The sequence below is a fragment of the Nocardioides sp. genome (assembly GCF_031397825.1).
Lineage (GTDB): Bacteria > Actinomycetota > Actinomycetes > Propionibacteriales > Nocardioidaceae > Nocardioides.
Genome location: NZ_JANNML010000177.1, coordinates 1 through 14,433 on the forward strand (window position 1 = coordinate 1; position 14,433 = coordinate 14,433).

General features: G+C 71.4%; 17 protein-coding genes. 8 read left to right on the plus strand and 9 right to left on the minus strand.

All coding sequences use genetic code 11. From position 1 onward, the window contains the following. Both RMN98_RS15185 and RMN98_RS15190 read right to left on the minus strand, forming a co-directional pair. The coding region (locus tag RMN98_RS15185; RefSeq protein WP_309649658.1) for a TRAM domain-containing protein at positions 1-1,125 on the minus strand (1,125 nt) is incomplete at its 3' end. A gap of 10 nt (positions 1,126-1,135) precedes the next feature. Further along, positions 1,136-3,187: an APC family permease gene (locus RMN98_RS15190; protein WP_309649673.1), complete on the minus strand. Its 2,052-nt coding sequence runs from the start codon at positions 3,185-3,187 to the stop codon at positions 1,136-1,138. Positions 3,188-3,248: 61 nt separating this feature from the next. On the opposite strand from RMN98_RS15190, the gene RMN98_RS15195 reads away from it, so the two are divergent. Continuing rightward, complete coding sequence (locus RMN98_RS15195) at positions 3,249-3,896, plus strand: potassium channel family protein (RefSeq protein WP_397209765.1); 648 nt, start codon at positions 3,249-3,251, stop codon at positions 3,894-3,896. 3 nt (positions 3,897-3,899) lie between these two features. Next, on the plus strand, positions 3,900-4,568 hold the full coding sequence (locus tag RMN98_RS15200; protein WP_309649660.1) for a TrkA family potassium uptake protein: 669 nt from the start codon (positions 3,900-3,902) through the stop codon (positions 4,566-4,568). A gap of 98 nt (positions 4,569-4,666) precedes the next feature. On the opposite strand, the gene RMN98_RS15205 is transcribed toward RMN98_RS15200, so the two are convergent. From RMN98_RS15205 to dut, 4 genes are read right to left on the minus strand one after another with little or no spacing between them, the layout of a single operon-like run. Further along, entirely contained in the window at positions 4,667-5,389 is a 723-nt protein-coding gene (locus RMN98_RS15205; protein ID WP_309649661.1) for a DUF3159 domain-containing protein, read from the minus strand. Next, a complete protein-coding gene (locus RMN98_RS15210) occupies positions 5,386-5,742 on the minus strand; it encodes an OB-fold nucleic acid binding domain-containing protein (protein ID WP_309649662.1) in 357 nt (118 codons plus the stop codon). The genes RMN98_RS15205 and RMN98_RS15210 overlap by 4 nt, the downstream gene beginning before the upstream one ends. Before the next feature lie 15 nt (positions 5,743-5,757). Beyond that, a complete protein-coding gene (locus RMN98_RS15215) occupies positions 5,758-6,390 on the minus strand; it encodes a DUF3710 domain-containing protein (RefSeq protein WP_309649663.1) in 633 nt (210 codons plus the stop codon). Continuing rightward, complete coding sequence (gene dut / locus RMN98_RS15220) at positions 6,387-6,863, minus strand: dUTP diphosphatase (protein ID WP_309649674.1); 477 nt, start codon at positions 6,861-6,863, stop codon at positions 6,387-6,389. The genes RMN98_RS15215 and dut overlap by 4 nt, the downstream gene beginning before the upstream one ends. A 78-nt stretch (positions 6,864-6,941) precedes the next feature. On the opposite strand from dut, the gene RMN98_RS15225 reads away from it, so the two are divergent. After that, positions 6,942-7,439 carry a DUF3093 domain-containing protein gene (locus RMN98_RS15225; RefSeq protein ID WP_309649664.1) on the plus strand — a complete coding sequence of 166 codons (498 nt, stop codon included), beginning with the start codon at positions 6,942-6,944 and terminating at the stop codon, positions 7,437-7,439. A gap of 9 nt (positions 7,440-7,448) precedes the next feature. Further along, positions 7,449-7,766: a DUF4235 domain-containing protein gene (locus tag RMN98_RS15230; RefSeq protein ID WP_309649665.1), complete on the plus strand. Its 318-nt coding sequence runs from the start codon at positions 7,449-7,451 to the stop codon at positions 7,764-7,766. 27 nt (positions 7,767-7,793) lie between these two features. On the opposite strand, the gene RMN98_RS15235 is transcribed toward RMN98_RS15230, so the two are convergent. The 3 genes from RMN98_RS15235 to RMN98_RS15245 all read right to left on the minus strand — a co-directional run bounded on the left by RMN98_RS15235 (position 7,794) and on the right by RMN98_RS15245 (position 10,126). Then, a complete protein-coding gene (locus RMN98_RS15235) occupies positions 7,794-8,084 on the minus strand; it encodes a DUF4193 domain-containing protein (RefSeq protein ID WP_309649666.1) in 291 nt (96 codons plus the stop codon). Between the two features lie 111 nt (positions 8,085-8,195). Then, positions 8,196-9,014 carry an inositol monophosphatase family protein gene (locus tag RMN98_RS15240; protein WP_309649667.1) on the minus strand — a complete coding sequence of 273 codons (819 nt, stop codon included), beginning with the start codon at positions 9,012-9,014 and terminating at the stop codon, positions 8,196-8,198. Beyond that, positions 9,011-10,126: a ferrochelatase gene (locus RMN98_RS15245; RefSeq protein WP_309649668.1), complete on the minus strand. Its 1,116-nt coding sequence runs from the start codon at positions 10,124-10,126 to the stop codon at positions 9,011-9,013. The genes RMN98_RS15240 and RMN98_RS15245 overlap by 4 nt, the downstream gene beginning before the upstream one ends. 33 nt (positions 10,127-10,159) lie before the next feature. Between RMN98_RS15245 and RMN98_RS15250 the strand changes: the two genes are divergently transcribed. From RMN98_RS15250 to RMN98_RS15265, 4 genes are all read left to right on the plus strand, one after another. After that, positions 10,160-11,359, plus strand: a complete 1,200-nt coding sequence (locus RMN98_RS15250; RefSeq protein WP_309649669.1) for an MFS transporter — start codon at positions 10,160-10,162, stop codon at positions 11,357-11,359. Next, entirely contained in the window at positions 11,352-12,656 is a 1,305-nt protein-coding gene (locus RMN98_RS15255; protein ID WP_309649670.1) for a D-arabinono-1,4-lactone oxidase, read from the plus strand. Before RMN98_RS15250 ends, RMN98_RS15255 begins: the two co-directional genes overlap by 8 nt. A 75-nt stretch (positions 12,657-12,731) precedes the next feature. After that, a complete protein-coding gene (locus RMN98_RS15260; RefSeq protein WP_309649671.1) occupies positions 12,732-13,256 on the plus strand; it encodes a SigE family RNA polymerase sigma factor in 525 nt (174 codons plus the stop codon). Next, positions 13,253-14,374, plus strand: a complete 1,122-nt coding sequence (locus RMN98_RS15265; protein WP_309649672.1) for a hypothetical protein — start codon at positions 13,253-13,255, stop codon at positions 14,372-14,374. Before RMN98_RS15260 ends, RMN98_RS15265 begins: the two co-directional genes overlap by 4 nt. Positions 14,375-14,433: the final 59 nt, after the last annotated feature.

Consider the following 14,433-nt stretch of genomic DNA (forward strand, 5'->3'; position numbering starts at 1 on the left):
GCGCTTCTCCAGCAGAGCCACGCACTCCACGTGGTGGGTCATCGGGAAGAGGTCGAAGGCACGCAGCCTCGTGAGCTCGTAGCCGTGCTCGGCGAAGATCGCCACGTCGCGAGCCAGCGCTGCCGGGTCGCAGGCGACGTAGGCGACGGCCCGGGGGGCGCGGTCGACGACCTGCTCGACGACCGCCCGCTTGGCGCCCTCACGGGTCGGGTCGAGGACGACCAGGTCGAAGGGCTCGTCGTAGTCGTGCGCGAGGACGCGGTCGACGAGACCGGCCGTGGTCTTGATGCCCGGCGCGTTGGCGCGCGACTGCTGCGAGGCGGTCGGGTCGGACTCGATGGCGACCACGCGACCGGTCTCCCCCACCGCGTCGAGCAGGAACCGCGCGAACAGCCCCACGCCGGCGTAGAGGTCGAGCGCCCGCTCGCCCGGCTGCGGCTGGAGCATGTCCATCACGGTGTCGACCAGCACGCCGGGCGCCCCGGGGTGGACCTGCCAGAAGCCGTCGTCCTCGACGATGAACGCGTGCGGACCGACGACGTGGTCGCTGGGCTCGCGCGCCTCCAGCAGGCACTCGTCGATCTCGACGACCTCGTGCGAGCGGTGCTTGCGCATGCCCCTCTTGCCGTCGGGCAGCTCGACGTAGCGCTGGCGGGTGCGCCAGTGCAGTCCACCGACATCGCCGGGGACGGCCTCGACCTTGACCTCGACGTCGAGCTTGGCGAGGCGCTTGAGCTGCTCGCGCACCACGTCGGCCTTGAGCGAGCGCTGACGCTTGAGCGTCACGTGCTGGAAGTCGCAGCCACCGCACAGCCCGGGTCCCGCCACCGGGCACGGGGCAGGGACCCGGTCGGGCGAGGCCTCGAGGACCTCGACGGCGTCGCCACGCCAGAAGCGGTCGCCCTCCGTGCCCTCGGTGATCTCGACGACGACCCGTTCGCCCGGAAGGGCGTGACGGGTGAAGACCACCCGCGAGACCGGCTCGGGCAGCCGGACGATGCAGTGGCCGCCGTGGGCGACGGGGCCGACCTCGGCCTCGAAGCGCTGGCCGACCATGCTGGCGCCGCGGCTCTGCCTCTGCCGGGTCTGGCCGTGGCGGGGTCGGCGGCTGGACTGGCGTGTCATGGAAGGTCCTCTATCGGGGGATCTGGCGGTCGGAGCGGTCGGAGCGGTCATCGACGTTGCCACGACGCAGGTCACCGGGACGCACCCGGGTGTCCTCGCGCAGCTCACGCTCGCGGGCGATCTCGGAGGACCGCAGCTGGTAGGGCACGGAGGTGACCATGACGCCGGGGGTGAACAGCAGACGGCCCTTGAGCCGCAGCGCGGTCTGGTTGTGGAGCAGCTGCTCCCACCATCGACCCACGACGTACTCCGGGATGTAGACGGCGACCACCCCGCGCGGGTTGGCCTTGCGGATCTCGGTGGCGTATTCCACGATCGGGCGGATCAGCTCGCGGTAGGGCGAGTGCAGCACCTTGAGCGGCACGTCGATGCGGCGCTCGTCCCACTCCTCCAGCAGGCGGTTGGTGGCGTCGGAGTCGGTCGCGACGTAGACGCCCTCGAGCACGTTGGGCCGGGTGGCCTTGGCGAAGGCCAGGGCGCGAAGCGTCGGCTTGTGCAGCTTGGAGACCAGGACGATCGCGTGCACCCGGGTGGGCATGACCTTGTCCTCGTCGTCGGCGGCGAGCTCCTCGGCGACCTTGTCGTAGTGGATCTTGATGCCCTTCATCACGGCGTAGAAGAAGAGCATCGCCAGGATCGTGATCCAGGCACCCTCGAGGAACTTGGTGACAAGCACGATCACCAGCACCACCGCGGTGAACGTGAGGCCGATCGCGTTGATCGCCCGCGAGCGGATCATCCGAGCCCGCTTGGCCGGGTCGGTCTCGCTGGCCAGGTGGCGCGTCCAGTGCCGGATCATCCCGAGCTGGCTGAGGTTGAAGGAGACGAAGACACCCACGATGTAGAGCTGGATCAGGCGGGTGACCTCGGCGTCGAAGGCGAGGATCAGGATGATCGCCATCACGGCGAGGAAGACGATGCCGTTGCTGTAGGCCAGCCGGTCGCCTCGCGAGCCGAGCGCCCGCGGGGCGAAGCCGTCGGCCGCCAGGATCGAGCCGAGCACGGGGAATCCGTTGAAGGCGGTGTTGGCGGCGAGCACCAGGATGATCCCGGTGACGGTGACCACGAGGTAGAAGCCCGGCGGGAAGTTGTTGAAGACCGCGTCGGCGATCTGGGCGATCACGGTGTGCTGGTCGTAGCCCTCGGGAAGCGGCTCGCCGTTGCGCGTCAGGCGGTCGAGGTCGTGGGGGTCGACATAGCGGATGCCCATCTGCCGGGCCAGCACGATGACGCTGACCATCATCGTGATGGCGATGACGCCGAGCAGCAGCAGCGTGGTGGCGGCGTTCTTGCTCTTGGGCCGTGTGAAGGCCGGGACACCGTTGGAGATGGCCTCGACACCCGTCAGGGCCGCGCAGCCAGAGGAGAACGCGCGGGCGAGGAGGAAGAGCAGCGCGAACGTCGTGAGCGGACCATCGAGCCCCGGCTCGGGGGTGATCGAGAGCCCGGCGCTCTCCACGTCCGGCAGCGTGCCGAGGGCCAGTCGCACCAGCCCGAAGAGGCACATGCCGAGGATCGCGACCATGAAGAGGTACGTCGGGACCGCGAAGAAGGTCCCGGACTCCCGGATGCCACGCAGGTTCATCGCCATCAGCACGACGACCAGGACGGAGCCGAAGACCGCCTCGTGGCCGCTGAGCGCGGGGATGGCCGAGGCGGCGTACTGCGCACCCGAGGAGATGGAGACCGCGACCGTGAGGACGTAGTCGACCAGCAGGGCACTGGCGACCGTGGTGCCGGCGTTGACGCCGAGGTTGACCGTGGCCACCTCGTAGTCGCCGCCACCGCTGGGGTAGGCGTGCACGGTCTGCCGGTAGGACGCGATGACGGCAGCCATGACGAGGGCCACCGCGATGGCGATCTTCCACGACCAGACGTACTGCGCCGCGCCGGCGAGCGACAGCATGATGAAGACCTCGTCGGGGGCGTAGGCCACCGAGGAGAGCGCATCGCTGGCGAAGACGGGGAGCGCGATCCGCTTGGGAAGAAGGGTCTCCCCTAGCTGGGAGCTCCGCAGCTTGCGTCCCAGGAGGATTCGTTTAGAGACGTCGCCGACACCCACGAGCCGCAACAGTACGGCACGCAACACCTACGAGTACGGTGACGTCGTGCACGTCGTGATCATGGGTTGTGGCCGGGTCGGTTCGACCCTCGCCCGCAGCCTCGAGGACCGCAACCACACCGTGGCTGTCATTGACAGCGAGCCCGACGCGTTCCGACGCCTCGGGCCCGGATTCAACGGCGACAAGGTGACCGGCTACGGCTTCGACCAGCAGGTCCTCGAGAAGGCCGGCATCCGCCGCGCCGACGCGTTCGCCGCCGTCTCCAGCGGCGACAACTCCAACATCATCGCCGCGCGGGTCGCGCGCGAGACGTTCGGGATCCAGCAGGTCGTCGCCCGCATCTACGACCCCGGCCGCGCCGAGGTCTACCAGCGCCTCGGCATCACCACGGTCGCGACGGTGAAGTGGACGGCCGACCAGGTGCTGCGCAGGATCCTGCCGGTGGGTGCCGAGCCCGACTTCCGCGACCCGTCGGGCACCATCCGGCTCGACCAGGTCCCCGTCCAGGAGCCCTGGATCGGTCACCGGACGATCGCGTTCCAGGAGCAGTCCCGGAGCCGCATCGCCTGGATCGACCGTCTCGGCGAGGGGATGCTGCCCACGCGCGAGTCGGTCATCCAGGAGGGCGACCTGCTCCACCTGGTGATGCGCGAGGAGAACGCTGCTCACGCCTACCAGGTCATCGAACGCGGACCCGAGGAGTCGTAGGACATGCGAGTTGCGATCGCCGGAGCCGGCGCGGTGGGACGTTCCATCGCGCGTGAGCTGATCCAGAACGGTCACGAGGTCCTCCTCATCGACAAGAACCCCGGCTCCATCCACCCCGAGCGGGTGCCGGACGCGGAGTGGCTGCTGGCCGACTCCTGCGAGCTGTCGTCGCTCGAGGAGGCCCGTCTCGACAAGTGCGACGTGGTCATCGCGGCCACGGGCGACGACAAGGCCAACCTGGTCACCTCGCTGCTGGCCAAGACCGAGTTCGGCGTGCCGCGCACGGTCGGTCGGGTCAACCACCCCAACAACGAGTGGCTCTTCACCGAGGCCTGGGGAGTCGACGTCAACGTGTCGACCCCCCGCATCATGTCGGCGCTCGTGGAGGAGGCCGTGACGGTCGGGGACCTGGTCCGGCTGTTCACCTTCCGCCAGGGCAACGCCAACCTCGTGGAGATGACGCTGCCGGCCGACTCGCCCTACGTCGGGAAGCCCAGCGGGCTCATCCCGATGCCCGACAACTGCGCGCTGGTCACGATCCTGCGCGACGGCCAGGTCTACGTGCCCGACCCCGAGCAGCCGGTCGAGGCCGGCGACGAGCTGCTGTTCGTCGTGCCCGACGTCGGCGAGGACGAGCTCGAGCGCCTGCTGGCGCCGGGCACGCACGGGTGAGACCCACGACTGGGCGCTCGACGTCGATGTCGAGCACCTGCCGCTGATCCGGGCGTCGCCGGGGGCCTGCTCCCCGGCGGCGCCGGCGTCGACCTGACCTACGTCGGGGACTGACCGGGCTCGAGCCGCGTCGACGCCACCGGGGTGACGTTGCGCGAGAGCAGCCAGACCATCGCGGCGAGCGCGGCCAGCTGGAGGGGCCAGCCCAGTCCGACCTTCATGACGCCGAGGACCGCGATGGCCGTGTCGGCGTCCATCGCACCGGACCGGCCGGCGAACCACACCGGCGCCTGGGCGGCCACGCGCAGCGCGCACGGCAGGGCGAGCAGCCAGGTGAGCTTGGTGCACAGCCGCACGACCTGGCGGTCGGCGTGCCAGGCGGTCGGGTCGCCGGTGACGCTGCCGACCATGAAGCCCACCAGGGGCCAGCCGATCAGGCAGGTGAAGCCCAGCAGCACGGTGTAGCCGGAGTTGTAGATCAGCCCGGGCAGGAAGTAGGCCAGCGCCTGCTCGTCCTCGCTGCCGCCCCGACTGGCGGCGATCCGCACGAAGAGCCAGCCGATGCCGATCCCGAAGATCGCGTTGAGCACGAACTGCGTGGTCGAGCGCTGGACCAGCCGCACCACGAGCATCGCCACGGCCGCGGCGATGCTGAGGACCAGGGCCAGGACCAGCTCGCGGGTGCTCAGCCACATGACCGTGAAGATCAGCGTCGGGACCGCCGCCTCGACCATCCCGCGTCGGCCACCCAGCGCCTTGGACAGCTGGGTGCGCACGACCTCCTCGACCGTCGCGACCGACGGCTGGGGCTGCTCGGTCACGGCATCAGCTCGTAGCGCGGGTTGTAGATGATCCGCACCCCGTCATGGGCGCCGATGCGGCCCTGCACCTGGATGGAGCGTCCCGGCGAGATGCCGGAGATCCGCCGACGACCGAGCCAGACGATGGTGATGACCCCGGTGCCGTCGTAGAGCTCGGCCTCGAGGGCCGGCACCCCGCCGCGTGGCCGGAGCGTCACCGTGCGCAGCGTGCCGCGCAGCCGGACGACCTCACGGTCGGGTGCGTCGACGATGCAGTCGACGCCGACGCCGCCGCTGTAGGTCTTGCGCAGGTCGCGGGCGTGGGCGTCGTCGTTGTTGGCCCACTTGCTGATCGTGCGGCGCAGCTTGCTCATCGTCGGCCCCGGTCGTCAGGCGGTCGGAGGCTCGACGCGACGGGCGTTCTCGGGCATGACCACCGGCAGGGCCTCGCCGACGGGCATCGCGTGAGCACCCCGGCGTACGGCGACCTTGGCGATCGTCTCCTCCCAGGCGGCCGACGACTCGGGGTCGATGGCCGGGCGACCCAGCAGGGTCGCGCGCAGCAGCCAGCGGGAGCCGTTGACACCGATGATCCTCGAGGGCTGGGCACCCTTGGTGCCGTCGGGCTGCTGGATCACGATGTGGCACAGCAGCTCGGTGCCGAAGCGGCCCTCGCGCTCGGTGGCCGTGCCGCCGCGCGACTCCATGTCGGCGGCGATCTGCGGGCGCACGTCGGCCCAGAGGTCGCCGTTGCGGGGCGCGGAGAAGGCACGGAGCTCGACCGCACCGTCGGCGCCGGCCAGCACGACCGACTGCACGTTGCCCGAGGCCTCGTCGACCTGGAGACGCAGCTCGCGGCCGGGCTCGGGGGTGAGGACGAGGGAGCCCAGGTCGACCCGGTCGATCCCGTCGTCGGCCAGCTCCTCGGCGTCGAAGGGACCCGCCGGCACGCTCACCTCGTCGGTCGCGTCCTCCACCGCCTCGGTGGTGGTGTCGACGTCGGACTTGCGGCGGAACTTCACGAACTGTCTCCTCGAGGTGTGGGGCGGCCGAAGCCACCAGTAGAACCGTAACCCCCCTCTCCTCGCACACTGGCGGGGAGTTCCCCGACCTCCGTGAAGGCGGCCCGCTCGAAGCGCTGGATCACCAGCTGCGCGATCCGGTCGCCGCGTCGCAGCTCGATCGGCTCGGCGAGGTCGTGGTTGATGAGCAGCACCTTGATCTCGCCGCGGTAGCCCGCGTCCACGGTGCCGGGGGTGTTGACGATCGAGAGACCGTGGCGGGCAGCAAGGCCCGACCGCGGGTGCACCAGCGCCACGAAGCCGGCCGGCAGCGCGATCGCGATCCCGGTCGGCACCAGCGCCCGCTCCCCCGGCCGGAGCGTCACGTCCACGGTCGTGAGCAGGTCGGCTCCGGCGTCGCCGGGGTGGGCGTACGACGGCAGCGGGAGGTCGGCGTCGAGCCGGACGACCTCCACCGGCACGGTCGCCGGCACGGTCGCCAGCACGGTCGGTGGCGCGGGGACGAGCGGGTCGGGCGTGAGCACGCTGGGACCCTAGTGGAGACTTGTCCCGTGAGCAGCACCGCCGAGACCACCTCCTACAGCGAGCGCCTCGGCGTCCCCCTGCGCTGGTGGGTGCAGGGCACGATGCTGGTCGCCAGCCTCTGGCTGGCCCTCGTCGTCGCCGTGCCCGGCCTGCTCTCCTGGGTGATCACGGCCGTGGCGATGCTGCTCCTCTCTGCCGCGCTGATCTCCTTCGGGTCCGCCCACATCTCCGTGCGCGACGGGGTCCTGCGGGCCGGCCGCGCGTCCATCGACGCCCGCCACCTCGGCGTCGCGGTGGCCCTGGACGCCGAGGCCACCCGTCGTACGGCGGGGCGCGACGCGGACGTCCGCGCCTTCCTCCTGCTGCGCCCCTACCTCAAGCGCTCGGTCAAGATCTCGCTGCACGACCCGGCCGACCCCACGCCCTACTGGCTCCTCAGCACCCGGCACCCCGAGCGCCTGGTGTCGGCCCTCGACGCCCTCACCCGCACCTCACCCCGACGGCGCGACACGACCTCTGGCTAGGGTTGGGGCATGGCTTCCGACAGCTCCAAGATCTGGTCCGTCTTCTCGCTCGCTGCCGCGCTCGGCGCGGCCGCGGTCGCCAAGAAGGGGCTCAACACCTCCTGGAAGGCCGCGACGGGCAAGAACCCGCCCGCCAACCCGGCCGACCCCGACGTGGAGATCTGGGAGGCCGTCGCCTGGGCGACGGTGAGCGGCACGCTGATCGCCGTGGCGCGGATGCTGGCCACCCGCAAGGCGGCGCACTACTACGCGCGGTCGACGGGGCACCTGCCGCCGGGCCTGGAGAAGGACGGCCAGGACGCGAGCAAGCCCACCCCGGTCTCCTAGCGAGTCGGACCGCCGGGAGGCGGGGCCTCAGTCGCAGTCGCGGCAGATCATCTTCTTGGGGTTTGCCAGCTGGCTGCGGTGGTGGACCAGGAAGCAGCTCATGCAGGTGAACTCGTCCTCCTGCTTCGGCTTCACCTCGACGGCGAGCTCCTCGTGCGACAGGTCGGCCCCGGGGAGCTCGAAGGCCTCGGCGGCCTCCGCCTCGTCCTCGTCGACCTTGCCCGAGTTCTTGTCGTGGCGACGGGCCTTGAGCTCCTCGATGCTCTCCTCTGACTGCTCTTCCTCGTTCTTGCGCGGTGCGTCGTAGTCAGTAGCCATGCGTCGCTCACTCCCTTCGGCTGTGTCTGGCGGGCCAGATTGTGCACCATCGCCCCGACCCCGCCAAGGCCGATCCGGCGATAGGTCCGGGGAACGTCAGGTGAACTGCTGCTATTCCCCGCGCCCCGTGATCGTGACAGGCGCGCCAAAGCCGGCGTCGATGACGGCGGCGTGCAGCTCCTCGAAGCCGTGAGCAGGGCCGCAGACGAGCAGCGTCATGCCGCCCACGCCCGCGCCCAGCCGGGTGGTCGCACCTGCGGTCCGGGCGATGAGCCCGCCGGCTGCGTGGTCCCACAGGTTGACGCCCTCCTCGACGTAGCCGTCGAGCGACCCGTCGGCGACCAGGCACAGGTCGAGGGCGCAGGAGCCGAGCCGACGCAGGTCCCGGATGTGCGGCAGAAGCCGGCTCGCGGCCTGCGCCTGGAGCACCCGCACCTCCCGGTCGTAGGAGAACCCCGTGGCGATCAGCCGGTGCGACAGCGGCGCCTGCCCGCGTACGCCGATCGGTCGCCCGTCGCGCAGGGCGACCAGGTGGCCGTCCTGGCTGCGGGCGACGTACTCGGTGCCGGTGACGACGTTGAGCACGACGCCGGCCACGGCCTCCCCGTCCCTCTCGGCGGCGATCGAGACGGCGTAGTTGGGCAGGCCGTAGAGGAAGTTGACGGTGCCGTCGATCGGGTCGATGACCCACCTGACCCCCGTGGTGCCCTCCTCGTCGTTGCCCTCCTCGCCGAGGAAGGCGTCGTCGGGCCGGCGGGCGCGGATCGTGTCGCGGATCAGCGTCTCGGCGGCCCGGTCCGCCTCGGTGACGATGTCGACGTCGCTGGTCTTGGTGGCCGCCACGCTGACGCCGTCGGCCCTGCGGCCGCGGATCAGGTCGGCGGCCAGGCGGGCGGCCTCGAGGGCCAGGTCGGCGAGCTCGTCGGTCATGCCTCCCCGCAGAGGGCGGGTCGGTCGGCGCGCGGGTTGGCGCAGCAGCCGACCGGGCACCGGTCCCACCGGGCGTCGAGGCGGCCCATGCTGGTGCGCACGACGTCCTCGCCGCGCTCGGCGGTGGCCCGCTCCAGCAGCAGGTCGCGCACCATCGCCACGAAGCGCGGGTCGGTGTCGGGCGTCGCGGCACGTCGCGCGGGCAGCCCCAGCTCCTCGGCGGTCGCGAGCGCCTCGGTGTCGAGGTCGTAGATGACCTCCATGTGGTCGGAGATGAAGCCGCTGGGGATCATCACCACGGCCGGCGCGCCGGCCTCCGTGAGGGAGGTGAGGTGGTCGTTGACGTCCGGCTCGAGCCACGGGATGTGCGGTGCTCCGGAGCGCGAGCAGTAGACCAGCTCCCAGGGGTGCTCGACGCCGGTCTCGAGCGACACCTGGCGGGCGATCTCCTCGGCGGCGCTGAGGTGCTGGTCGACGTAGGCCCCGCCCTCGGGACCGCTGGTGTCGTTCATCGTGAGCGGGATCGAGTGCGTGACGAAGGCGAGGTGGGCACTGGCACGGACGTCCTCGGGCAGCTCGGCGAGCGAGGCCAGCGTCGCGTCGACGATCGGCTCGATGAAGCCCGGGTGGTTGAAGTAGTGGCGCAGCTTGTCCAGCTGCGGGGCTCCCTCGAGGCCGTCGACGGCGTCGTAGAGGTTCTCGCGGTACTGCCGGCAGCTCGACCACGACGAGTAGGTGCTGGTGACGAAGCAGGCCGCGCGGGTGACGCCGTCGGCGGCCATCCGGGCCAGCGTGTCCTTGAGGTAGGGGTCCCAGTTGCGGTTGCCCCAGTAGACCGGGAGGTCGATGCCCGCGGCCGCCAGGTCGGCCTCGATCCGCTTCAGCAGGTCGCGGTTGAGGTCGTTGATCGGCGACTTGCCGCCGAAGAGGTAGTAGTGCTCGCCGACCTGCTCGAGGCGCTCGCGCGGGATGCCGCGACCACGGGTGACGTTCTCGAGGAAGGGGACGACGTCCTCGGGTGCCTCAGGGCCTCCGAAGGAGACCAGGAGCAGGGCGTCGTAGGGGGCGGCGTCGGGGGCGGCCACGGGGGCCGACGAGTCAGGATTGGGCACTCCCCCATCGTATGGACCTACCCTCAACCTCCCATGCTCACCACCTACCGTCGGATCCTCGCCCGCCCCGGCACCGCCCTCTTCAGCGCGACCGGTCTCGTGGCGCGCCTGCCGATCTCGATGGTCGGCCTCGGGATCGTGCTGCTCGTCGAGGACGCCTCGGGCTCCTACGGCGTCGCAGGCGCGGTGTCGGCCGCCCACCTGCTGGCCAACGCGTTCTTCGCGATCCTCCAGGGCCGCCTCATCGACCGCGTCGGGCAGTCGCGGGTGCTGCCGGTCGTGATCACCGTCTGGGGCGTCGCCCTGTCGCTGCTGATGTGGTCGGTCGGGTCCGACTGGCCGATCCTGGTGACCTACGCCCTGGCGGCGCTGGCCGGCGCCTCGCTCCCGTCGGTGGGCACCTGCGTGCGAGCCCGGTGGTCGCACGCGACGCGCGAGCCCGACGAGCTCCAGACGGCCTTCGCGCTCGAGGCGGTGGCCGACGAGGCCGTGTTCATCACCGGCCCGATCCTCGTCACCGTGCTGGCCACCGCCGTGCACCCGGTCGCCGGTCTGACCACCGCCCTGGTGACGGGCGTGCTGGGCACCTACGCGTTCGCGGCCCAGCGCCGCACGGAGCCGCCGACGCACCGGCGCCCCGAGCCGGGCGTCGACCGCCCCCGCATCCCCTGGGGCACGCTCGTCCCGCTGACGGTGGTCTCGACGGCGCTGGGCCTCCTCTTCGGTGCGGCCGAGGTCGCCACCGTCGCGTTCGCCGAGGAGCGCGGGGCCAAGGCCTACGCCGGGGTGCTGCTCGCCCTGTGGGCCGCCGGCTCCCTCATCGCCGGTGTCCTCACCGGAGCGGTCACCTGGCGCCGGGGCCCGGAGGTCCGGCTGCGCTGGGGCTCGCGAGCCATGACGGTGGCGATGATCCCGTTGTTCTTCATCGACTCGATGGTGCTGATGGGCGGGGTCCTCTTCGTGGCCGGCTTCGCGATCGCCCCGACCCTGATCTCCACCATGTCGCTCTCGGAGAAGGTGCTGCCGCCGTCGCGGCTCACCGAGGGGATGGCCTTCCTCCAGACCGGCCTGGTCGCCGGGGTCGCACCGGGCGCGGCCCTGGCCGGCGTCGTGATCGACACCCAGGGAGCCTCCGCTGCCTACCTCGTCCCCGTCGCCGGCGGTCTGCTCGCGCTCCTGGCAGCGCAGACGATCCGGACTACCGTGGTCCCCGTGGTGGTGACACGTGACTGAGTGGGTGAACTGGTCGGGCCTCGCGAGCGCTCGCCCGCAACGGGTGGCGCAGCCCGTCGACACCGCTGCGGTGGTCGCCGAGGTGCACCGCGCGCGCACCGAGGGCGCGACCGTGAAGATGGTCGGCACCGGGCACAGCTTCACCGCGATCTCCGCGCCCGAGCACACGATGCTGCTGCCGCAGTCGCTCAGCGGGATCCTCGCCGTCGACCGGGACGCGATGACCGTCACGGCCCTGGCCGGCACCCAGCTTAAGGTGCTCAACGCCACCCTCGAGGGCCTGGGGCTGAGCCTGCACAACATGGGCGACATCGCCGAGCAGACGCTGGCCGGCGCGATCTCGACCGGCACCCACGGCACCGGTGGCGTCGCCGCGAGCCTGGCGGCCCAGGTCGTGGGGCTCGAGCTGGTCACGGGCACCGGTGAGGTCCTGCGGGCGAGCGCCGAGGAGAACCCCGACGTCCTGGAGCACGCGCGCATCGGTCTGGGTGCCCTCGGCGTCCTCACCGCGATCACCTTCCGCGTGGAGCCGCTCTTCCTCCTCGAGGCCACCGAGCGGCCGATGCGCTGGGACGAGGCGCTCGGCTCCTTCGACCAGATGGTGGCCGAGAGCCACCACGTCGACATGTACTGGTTCCCCCACTCCGACCGGATGCTGACCAAGCGCAACGACCGGCTCGCCGACGACCTCGGCGCGGCCAGGCCCCTCTCGCGCACCCGCGCCTGGGTCGACGACGAGCTCCTGTCCAACAAGGCCTTCGGCCTGCTCACCGCCGCTGCCAACCGGGCCCCTCGCATCATCCCCCGGATGAACCGGATGAACGCCCGGATGCTCGGTGCGCGCACCTACAGCGACGTGGCCCACCGGGTCTTCACCACCGAGCGCAACGTCGTCTTCAAGGAGATGGAGTACGCCGTGCCGCGCGAGGCCGGTCTGTCGGCGCTGCGCGAGGCTCGGGCCGCCCTCGACGCCTCCGACCTGGCGATCAGCTTCCCCGTGGAGATCCGGGTCGCCCCCGCCGACGACGTCCCGCTGTCGACCGCCAGCGGACGCGAGTCGTTCTACCTCGCCTTCCACACGCACCGCCGCGCCGACCACACGGCGTACTTCTCCCTGATGGAGCAGGTGATGCGCGCCCACGGCGGCCGCCCCCACTGGGGCAAGGTCCACACCCGGCAGGCCGACGGGCTGGCGGCGCTCTACCCCCGCTTCGACGACTTCCTCGCGATGCGCGACCGGCTCGACCCCGACCGCGTCTTCTCCAACGGCTACCTGCGCCGGGTCCTCGGCTCCTGACCGGCGCGAGGACCCGACGAACCTTTCGTCCGACCCACCTCGTCTGGTGGGCATGAGCATGACGAAGGAGCAACCATGACCCGACGAGACGAGTTCGCCGAGTTCGTGACCGGGCGCTCGGGCGCCCTGCACCGCGCGGCCTACCTGATGGTCGGCGACCGGGCCCTCGCCCAGGACCTGGTCCAGGAGGCGCTGGTCAAGACCTATGCCGCGTGGCCGCGACTGCGTGACAAGGGCAACGCCGAGGCCTACTGCCGCAAGGCCATCACGACCACCGCCATCTCGTGGTTCCGCCGCAAGAGCTGGAGCCACGAGCGCGCCTCCGAGTCCCTGCCTGCCAGCGCCGACGGCGGACACGCCGACTCGGTGACCCAGAGCCAGTGGCTCTGGGAAGGCCTGCAGCAGCTGCCCCCGCGGCAACGCGCCGCGATCGTGCTGCGCTACTACGAGGACCTCACCGAGGTCCAGACCGCGGAGGCGATGGGCTGTGCCGTCGGCACGGTCAAGAGCCAGGTGTCAGCCGGCATCGCCAAGCTCCGCGAGCACCTCGGCGACGACGCCGACCTCCTCCCCCTGACCGACCTGGTGGTGAACCGATGACCGAGAAGCTCCGAGACCTGCTCCACGACCGCGCTGCCGACGTGGACTTCCCGACCCCCGACCTCGACGTGCTCGTGCGTGCCGGTGACCGACGCGTACGCCGCCGCCGGGGTGCCGCCCTCGGCGGCTCGCTCGCCGCGCTGGCGGTCACGGCCGCACTCGTCGTGCCCGCTCTCACCGACGACGGCTCCCCCGACGCGGCGTCCGGACGGGACTCCGTCGCCCTGCCGCTCGACATCGTGTCCTGGGCCGATGGCTCGGTGCTGCACGCAGGGCCCGCCGAGCTGGACCTCGGCGTCACGATCCGGGCCTTCGTGCAGACCACGGTCGGCTACGTCGTCGCCGACGCCGACGGGCGCGTGCTCTCCGTCGTCGACGGCGAGACCACGGAGGTCGGCTCCGTCGACGCCGAACGCCCCCGCCTGGTCGGCGACCACGACAGCACCGTGGTCGGCTGGGTGGACCGAGCCGGCAAGCGCCCGACGTTCGTGGTCCTGGACCAGGAGGACGGGCAGAGGGTGCTCGAGGACTCCTCCGGCACGGAGCCCGGCATGGGCGACCTCGCCGACGAGGCCGACCCTGCCTACTTCTACGCCCTCGACGGCGACACGGCCTACTGGCGCGACCGGCGCGGCGCCGTGGCGGTCTCCGTCGTGACCGGGGAGGTCGACGTCATCGACGCGGATGCCCGCAACGGCTTCGACCTGATCGACGTGCAGGACGGGGTCCTCGCGTTCTACGGCGACCAGGGCGTGGAGGTCGGGGAGTCCCGAGCGTCGGCCCGGCCCCTGCCCGACGTCCTGAACGGCACCGTCATGGAGGGCAACGGCGTCCTGTCGCCGCTGGCCACGATGTACGCCCCTGACAGCGAGCTCGTGAAGGTCGTGGGCCTCAACGGCAACGCCCTGTCCCCCAGCATGCCGACGTCCTACTTCTTCTCCACGGTCTACGAGTGGGCCGACGACGAGACGGTGCGGGTCATCGCGCTCGAGGCCGACGACCCGAGCGCAGACCTCTTCTCCTGCTCGATCGCCACCACCGGCTGCACGTTGCTCGTCGACGGCGCCGGCGCCGAGGGCGAGCTCCAGCTGCCCACCGGCGAGACCCTCGGCAGCTGAGGAGACCGCTCCCCGGCCTACGGGGTCTCGACGCCTCGTCGCTGGCGCTCCTCGAGCCC

Excerpts from the sequence above, each read along its gene's own strand:
- RMN98_RS15195 (WP_397209765.1), top strand. The coding sequence starts at position 3,249 with ATGGGTTGTGGCCGGGTCGGTTCGACCCTCGCCCGCAGCCTCGAGGAC.
- RMN98_RS15200 (WP_309649660.1), top strand. The coding sequence starts at position 3,900 with ATGCGAGTTGCGATCGCCGGAGCCGGCGCGGTGGGACGTTCCATCGCG.
- RMN98_RS15210 (WP_309649662.1), bottom strand. The coding sequence starts at position 5,742 with ATGAGCAAGCTGCGCCGCACGATCAGCAAGTGGGCCAACAACGACGAC.
- RMN98_RS15230 (WP_309649665.1), top strand. The coding sequence starts at position 7,449 with ATGGCTTCCGACAGCTCCAAGATCTGGTCCGTCTTCTCGCTCGCTGCC.
- RMN98_RS15235 (WP_309649666.1), bottom strand. The coding sequence starts at position 8,084 with ATGGCTACTGACTACGACGCACCGCGCAAGAACGAGGAAGAGCAGTCA.
- RMN98_RS15240 (WP_309649667.1), bottom strand. The coding sequence starts at position 9,014 with ATGACCGACGAGCTCGCCGACCTGGCCCTCGAGGCCGCCCGCCTGGCC.
- RMN98_RS15250 (WP_309649669.1), top strand. The coding sequence starts at position 10,160 with ATGCTCACCACCTACCGTCGGATCCTCGCCCGCCCCGGCACCGCCCTC.
- RMN98_RS15260 (WP_309649671.1), top strand. The coding sequence starts at position 12,732 with ATGACCCGACGAGACGAGTTCGCCGAGTTCGTGACCGGGCGCTCGGGC.
- RMN98_RS15265 (WP_309649672.1), top strand. The coding sequence starts at position 13,253 with ATGACCGAGAAGCTCCGAGACCTGCTCCACGACCGCGCTGCCGACGTG.